The sequence below is a fragment of the Polaromonas sp. YR568 genome (assembly GCF_943371715.1).
Lineage (GTDB): Bacteria > Pseudomonadota > Gammaproteobacteria > Burkholderiales > Burkholderiaceae_C > Polaromonas.
On the sequence record NZ_CALRVW010000022.1, the window covers coordinates 65783 to 72080 of the forward strand.

General features: G+C 53.7%; 4 protein-coding genes. 2 read left to right on the plus strand and 2 right to left on the minus strand.

Features of this window, described 5'->3' with window-relative positions; translation table 11 throughout:
- Positions 1-60: 60 nt before the first annotated feature.
- Positions 61-309 (plus strand): DUF3297 family protein, encoded by a 249-nt coding sequence (locus AAG813_RS15270; RefSeq protein ID WP_305358224.1) that lies wholly within the window; start codon positions 61-63, stop codon positions 307-309.
- A 198-nt stretch (positions 310-507) separates the two neighbouring features.
- Here the strand turns inward: AAG813_RS15270 and AAG813_RS15275 are convergent, their stop codons facing one another.
- On the minus strand, positions 508-939 hold the full coding sequence (locus AAG813_RS15275) for a VOC family protein (protein WP_341916533.1): 432 nt from the start codon (positions 937-939) through the stop codon (positions 508-510).
- Positions 940-1440: 501 nt separating this feature from the next.
- On the opposite strand from AAG813_RS15275, the gene AAG813_RS15280 reads away from it, so the two are divergent.
- A complete protein-coding gene (locus tag AAG813_RS15280) occupies positions 1441-5178 on the plus strand; it encodes an AAA family ATPase (protein ID WP_341916534.1) in 3738 nt (1245 codons plus the stop codon).
- A gap of 27 nt (positions 5179-5205) precedes the next feature.
- Here AAG813_RS15280 and AAG813_RS15285 read toward each other — a convergent pair whose 3' ends face one another.
- Positions 5206-5856 carry a class I SAM-dependent methyltransferase gene (locus tag AAG813_RS15285; protein ID WP_341916535.1) on the minus strand — a complete coding sequence of 217 codons (651 nt, stop codon included), beginning with the start codon at positions 5854-5856 and terminating at the stop codon, positions 5206-5208.
- Between the last annotated feature and the right edge of the window lie 442 nt (positions 5857-6298).

Below are 6298 nucleotides of genomic sequence, written 5' to 3' on the forward strand. Positions count from 1 at the left end.
GGGTGCCCGGCCCAAATCAGGGAAAATGGCTGACGATTCGCGCTAACCCAAAAAATACCCATGACCGACACCCTTGAACGCCCCCCTCTGCCAGACCACCTGTCCGCAGACCCACGCAGCCCGCACCACGTCGCCGCCGTGTTCGAGCACGACATCGGTATCCGCTTCAACGACAAGGAGCGTACCGACGTCGAGGAATACTGCATCAGCGAACGCTGGATCAAGGTGCCCGCCGGCAAGGCGCTGGACCGCAAGGGCCAGCCGCTGATGATCAAGCTCAAGGGCAAGGTCGAGGCGTTTTACAAGTAAGAAGTCAGCGGCGAGCGGCTGGTTGGCATGATCACCCAGCCTGACCTGTTGGCTGCACTGGGGCGGGCGGCAGATCCAGAAGCTTGGCTTTTTTTGCCAACTCGGTTGCAAATGATGCATAAAAACGTGCTTTAGCCCAATAGATTCGGGCGCAGGCAGCTACTGATTCCATAGCAAGCCGCGCAGCCACCAGAGGCTTCAGGCGCACGCAGGGCCCTTCAACTCAACCGTATTGCCATCCGGGTCAGAGAGGTAAAGCGACAAGCCTTCCCCCTCGGCCCCGAAGTTCACGGCAGCCGGCCCGTGGGTGGGTATGTTGTGCGCGGCAAGGTGCTGCGTCAGGGCCGCTTCATCAAAGGGATCGACCCGAAGGCACAGATGATCGACATTGCGGCCTTCCTTCGCCGGGCCAACGCCACCCCATAGCCCAAGCACGCCGTCCAGCGCGACCAGATCAATCATGGAGCTGCCAGCTGACAGGTGGATGAGGCCGAGGTCATCTCGCCTTCTGGCGACTTTGCAGCCCAGCACATTGCAATAGAAGGCCATGGCGCGTTCAAGGCTCGCGACACGAAGCACGATGTGATCGATGTGCTGGATGGTGAAGCTGGGTGTCGGCGCGGAGGTCATGCTTGACTCCTGGTGGACTTTTCAATGAACGCGACTATCTTCCAGCTCATATCGAGCAGCAAGTGTTGTGCACCGTGCGCATCGTTAAACGTGGCGATTTCGAATCGCATAGGCAACTGCGTACATCCTCCATTCGAAGGATGCGTCAGGCATGGTTTCTTTGTACCCTGTGACCCCTACCTATCGAAAACTCGTACCTATCGGCAGTCAGTCATATCTGAGGCGGTACTCAGCATTCGCAGAGAGAAACGCACATCTCTACCGGAGCTAGTCTAAATTTGAGAAGACTTGCCCAAATGAACAGAATTTGGAGTCAATACTGTGAATCCAGAATTACGCCCTCTTCATCTGCACACTCTTGAGTCGTTGTGTGCCGACTTGATAAGCGCCCGTGCCATCGGTATCGGAAAAGAAAACACGCCATTTTCGTTAAACTCCGCCACTGCACGGTCCGTGCTTGAGTGGTATTACAAGAACCGGTCCAAGTGGGCTGGAAACGTAATGACGGCTGATGTAGAAGCCATTGTCGATAGCGTCACCAAAGCGCCAACAGAGATTCCGAGCATAGGGGGTCCGACAAACCAAGTGGTCAAACACTACACACTACTCAAGCTTGAAGCCCATAAGTTTGGCGGGCTTCATCACCCAGGAACTGCAACGCAGGCTCCGAAGAATTTCGTATACGACTTCAAGTCAGACGTGACCATGTTTGAGGGCTCTAATGGGTGTGGAAAGACATCCCTCTTGAACGCCATCATCTGGGCACTAACCGGCGAAATCCTGCGGCCACAACGCCTGCCTGAACTCGCAGCAAATGAGTTCCAGTGTGAGATTGACGGGGAGAACGATGCGGACGGTAGCACACACAAGCTGATCGCTGTAATGCCGTTGCCCGACCCGATGACTCATCGCCCTACAGCGACATTACTGCCAGCCGATACATGGGTGGAGTTGACGTTTCGTGACGAGACCGGTGTTACACATAGCCCAGTTCGTCGAACGTTGACGCGTACCGCGCGAGGAAAGATCGAAGACTCCGTAACTGGAATTGATGCGTTGAGCCTCGATCCAGTTTCACTTAGGACCGGCACAGTAATGCCTGGCATGCTTCCATTTATCCAATTGGGTGGGGAGTCGAAGCTTGGAAAGGCGGTTGCAGAACTAACCGGCATGGCTCCTCTGGTCAAGCTGGCTTCGCATGCAGATCGGGCAAAACGAAAAATTGATGGCGATCTCACTAAAGACCGAAACCGTGATATTGAAAAGGCCGACATAGCGTACGACCGCTCTCATGCAGACTTGACGGAGAAAGTCAGCCTTAATCCCTCCATCGCTTACAGTCATTCGATACCCAAGGCCTCCTCAAACCCGTTAATCGAGGCTGCGCTAACCCAGGCAATAGCTCATTTTGATGGTCTTAAGGCCACCGCATTGGCCGACGCAAGACAAGTACTCGGGGCTGGGTTCGATGCGAGCGAGGCCAGCGCGCGACGTGATCTTGAGGACAGTATTGCTCCAGCAACCGTGGCCGTACGAGGTCTCGCAACACTTCCATCTGCTGCTCGCCTGAGCGCCCTTGCCAAGTTAACTGAAGAAGAGCTTACCAATACGCAGGCTCGCCTTGACAAGATATATACCGACGTGAAAATTTTGACGGATCTGGCGGCCGATCCTTCTAAGGCAGGTCGCATCCGATTGTATTCACGCTTGTCCGCATGGGCCAAAGAACATCCTCACGCAGTCATAAATGAAGATCTATGCATTGTCTGCGGTCAAGAACTCGAAGGCATAGTAGACCCCGTTACGGGTCTTTCAGTAAAACAGCATCTCCACGATGCGACCAAGACCGACGCAGCCCTCCTTAGTCAGACGCTAGCTTCATGGTCGAGTTTCGTTCTGGGAGAACTCGCACGCGAGCTACCGGTATCCTTGCAGCAAGAACTGCGTCAAGATTTGCCATTGCATCCTGGAGAACTAATTCGGATGGCTGTGGTTGATGAACTATTCTCAGACGAATCCTTTTTGGGCGTTCTGGGCGAACTAAAGACCGGCGTACAAACGGCATGCGACGTGGGCCTTAAAAAGCTACCACCGCTTCCCACTCGGGATTCACACGATATTTCAACCGATTTACCTGAGCTAACAAACTTGCAGATTGCGATCCGACGCGTCAACGTCGCAATCGACTTCAGCAAGTGGCGAAAGGACCACAAGACAAACGTTGGTGAATTCACTGCTGCTGTGGTGGGTCAGGCTTCTAAAGAGGGACTCCCAACAGCACCAGAGTCTCTTCTCGGACACCTTCAACGCTTGCAAGTCATCGTTGAAGGTGTCGAACCCATTACTCAGGCATTGATACTTTGCAGGCGTATGGAAAAAGATATCGCTGAGCGTCGTGCAGTCCAGAAGAGACTTGAGTCATACGGACTTGCCAGCGTGGCTTTACAAGAATGCATGAAGGTCGGAAGTTTGGCGGAACAACAAGTAGATCAGCTCCAAGTTCTTCTCCAGAGGCGTGCAGTTGCATGGAGAAACCGGATTTATCAAGGCGCATTCCCGTCGACTAACCATGACCTTGTAGCTTCGCGCATGAGCGGTGAGGGTCAATTGGAGTTAATGGTCGGCGCAAATGGCTTGGCGGCTCCTGCTCAGCACGTTGCAAACGCCTCCGCATTGAGGGCGAGCTTGGTAGGTTTTTTCCTTGCCTATTGGGAATACTTACTTAGCGAGCGGGGCGGACTGCGTATGCTGCTACTCGATGATCCGCAGGAACTACTTGACGGCGATAACAGGGAGAGATTGGCAAAAACAGTAGGGGATCTTGTCAAAGCAAACGCCCAACTCATCGTTACCACGCATGATGCAAAATTTGCAATGCTTGTTGCGCGATCAGCAAATGCAGCCAGTACTTCGTTTGACCATCAATCTGTGCTCCCTGCTACAAGGTTGCGAGGGACGCTCTATCTCTCGCCGAGCGTATCGGAGGTACAAAAAAAGCATGAGGCTCATCTTGCTGATCCGGATAGCGCAGGTCCTGCGCAAGACTATGCCTCTGAATGCCGTGTTTTCATTGAGGGAAGACTTGGTGACATTTTTGACGATACAGCATTCCCCTCCACCACCGTTACGACCTTTGCTCCAACTCTTTCGGATCATCTCGGTCGTTTACGCGGACTTGTCAAAAATGGTTCGAACGAACTTTTTCGAAGCCCACTTCTTAAAAAGCTTAGTAGTGATCCAGCGCTTAAGGATGGGGCACCGACGCTCGCTTTACTGAACAAGGCTCACCACGGTAGCAAAGCCACAATTACTGCAACCGACGTTGCGACAGCGCACATAGATTTGGAACGTCTACGGCGTTCAGTCGAAGATGTTCATGAGGAGTTTAGGTTGTATCGAAGGCGCGATCGCCTTCAACCGATAGTTTCTGAAATTCCATCATTGGCGCCAAACATCGTTTCAAAATTTGATGTTCCGATCCTCCCAAACTTAGCCGCTTTCGTACGTGGAGGGACTGTCGGTGAATCTCAGGAGACAGATTTGGAAAAAATCAACTCCACGTGGTTCGAGGACAAATCCTTTTTCTTGCTCAGAACAAGTAACTTTGGTTTCGCTGGTCGAGCGACAAGTGTCGCAATCGTTGAAACCGAGCCAAGCGCAGTCGAAGATCGTCGGCTTGTCATCGCCCGGCGCGCTAACGATGTATATGCCAGACGCCTTCTGCGCCCCTCAGATTCCCATTTTCTCGCATTGGCCGCAGAAACACCGGATCCCCGTCGAAGCCCTCAGACTCTGCTTTTTCAGGAAAACGAAATTGCAACTCATAGGGTCGTCGGTATGCTTTTTGGTGATGCAATCAGCGTCCCGGCTTCAAAATCAGAGGCCGTTCAAATTGATGGCGCCGGACTATTGCAACAGGTACTCATCGCCTACCGTATTCGAGAAGACAGCGCAATTCCCCTTGCTTTGCCTGATCAGATTGCCCTGGGCAATGCGCGCATCGCCTTAAATGACTTCGACCAACACCTCGACGCCTACGTTGCACTTCACTTGAGCGACGGAACAAGCATTTTTAAGCGCGTTGGGGAAAAATTGCCGGCCCCCTTATCGCATCTTAGAAGGTTCGAGACTATCGGCGGTCTGGGGGTTGCGGATGTGCTCGCCATCGGACAACCCCAAGCTGGCTTCAAGATGGTTGAACACGCCGTACTTGTTTTGGGTGTCCTGTATAGGGACTAATACTGCCTTTTGATACTGGGGCGAAAATCAGGATCGACAGCTAGTGCGAAGGCCACCTTGGAAAACACGTTGAGCACCACCACCCGGGAAACAATAAGCCCCATCCGTGCGCTCAAGAACCACTTCCCAAAGGGCTTTGGACCTGACGTACTTTTTGGTGACAAAGTGATCAAGCGAAAGCGTGTTCCAGCCTTCTGCAAAGAGTGAAGTGATTGCGGCTTCATTGAAGAAACGTTTTGGTTCACCCTTGACCATGAAAAAGTTGGGCTCGATTTCAGGGTGGCCGCTGGCGCCGAAGTTGTGATCCTGGTCCGAGTTGAGGCGACAAAGAAAGACGCCGCCGGGGCGCAAGGCTGAACGGATGCGCGCCACCAGTGCTTGCGTTTCAGCCCAGGAAAAATAGTGAATCGACAGGCTGGCGACGATGGCCCCCAGCTCACTTGCAATTTCGGGGAAGGGTTCCCGCACGTCTCTGCACTCCACCACCGCCGCCGATACACGAAGCTTTGTGATGCCTGCCGAAACACTGGAAAGATCGAAGGCGTGGACCTTCAACCCGGCGCCGGCAAGGACAGCCGTGTCATCTCCATGGCCACATCCGATCTCCAGCACGGGGCCGGAGTCGGCCCGCTCAAGCACAAGAGGAAGCCATCGGTTGAGCCAGGGATCGGTGAACATTTTTTTGACGCCTTGGATACATTCGGAGAAGTGCGGACTGAGACCGCGAGCCAGGACGTGACTTTACAACCGCCGGTACGCAAGGGCCGTTTTTGCCTGCGCCAGAGCCATGGTTTGAGGTTTTCATGCATCAAACAAGCCGCCAGCCTTTATACGGCAAGCGCCAGTAGCTATTGATTCAATAGCAAATCTAACCCCTCTTTCGGCGCATGGCGCGCCCGATCCCGATTCGCGGATCGAAGCCGGCCGTGGTTAGCCCCGCAACCGCCGCTCTAGCCCCCTCCGTTGTAAAGCCGTAAGCGTCCTCTCAATACCCCTCTTGACGCCGGATCGATGAAGGAGCTAAAGCAGGTCGCTCACACCTTCGTTGACCTCGTCGACGAACGTGTCATTTGACCAAGCCAGGCCGATGGCCTTGTCCAGGCGTTTAAGCAGGGCGTTG

Bases quoted from the DNA above. Each gene is read 5' to 3' on its own strand.
- AAG813_RS15285 (WP_341916535.1), bottom strand. From the start codon at position 5,856: ATGTTCACCGATCCCTGGCTCAACCGATGGCTTCCTCTTGTGCTTGAG.
- AAG813_RS15270 (WP_305358224.1), top strand. From the start codon at position 61: ATGACCGACACCCTTGAACGCCCCCCTCTGCCAGACCACCTGTCCGCA.
- AAG813_RS15275 (WP_341916533.1), bottom strand. From the start codon at position 939: ATGACCTCCGCGCCGACACCCAGCTTCACCATCCAGCACATCGATCAC.
- AAG813_RS15280 (WP_341916534.1), top strand. From the start codon at position 1,441: ATGACGGCTGATGTAGAAGCCATTGTCGATAGCGTCACCAAAGCGCCA.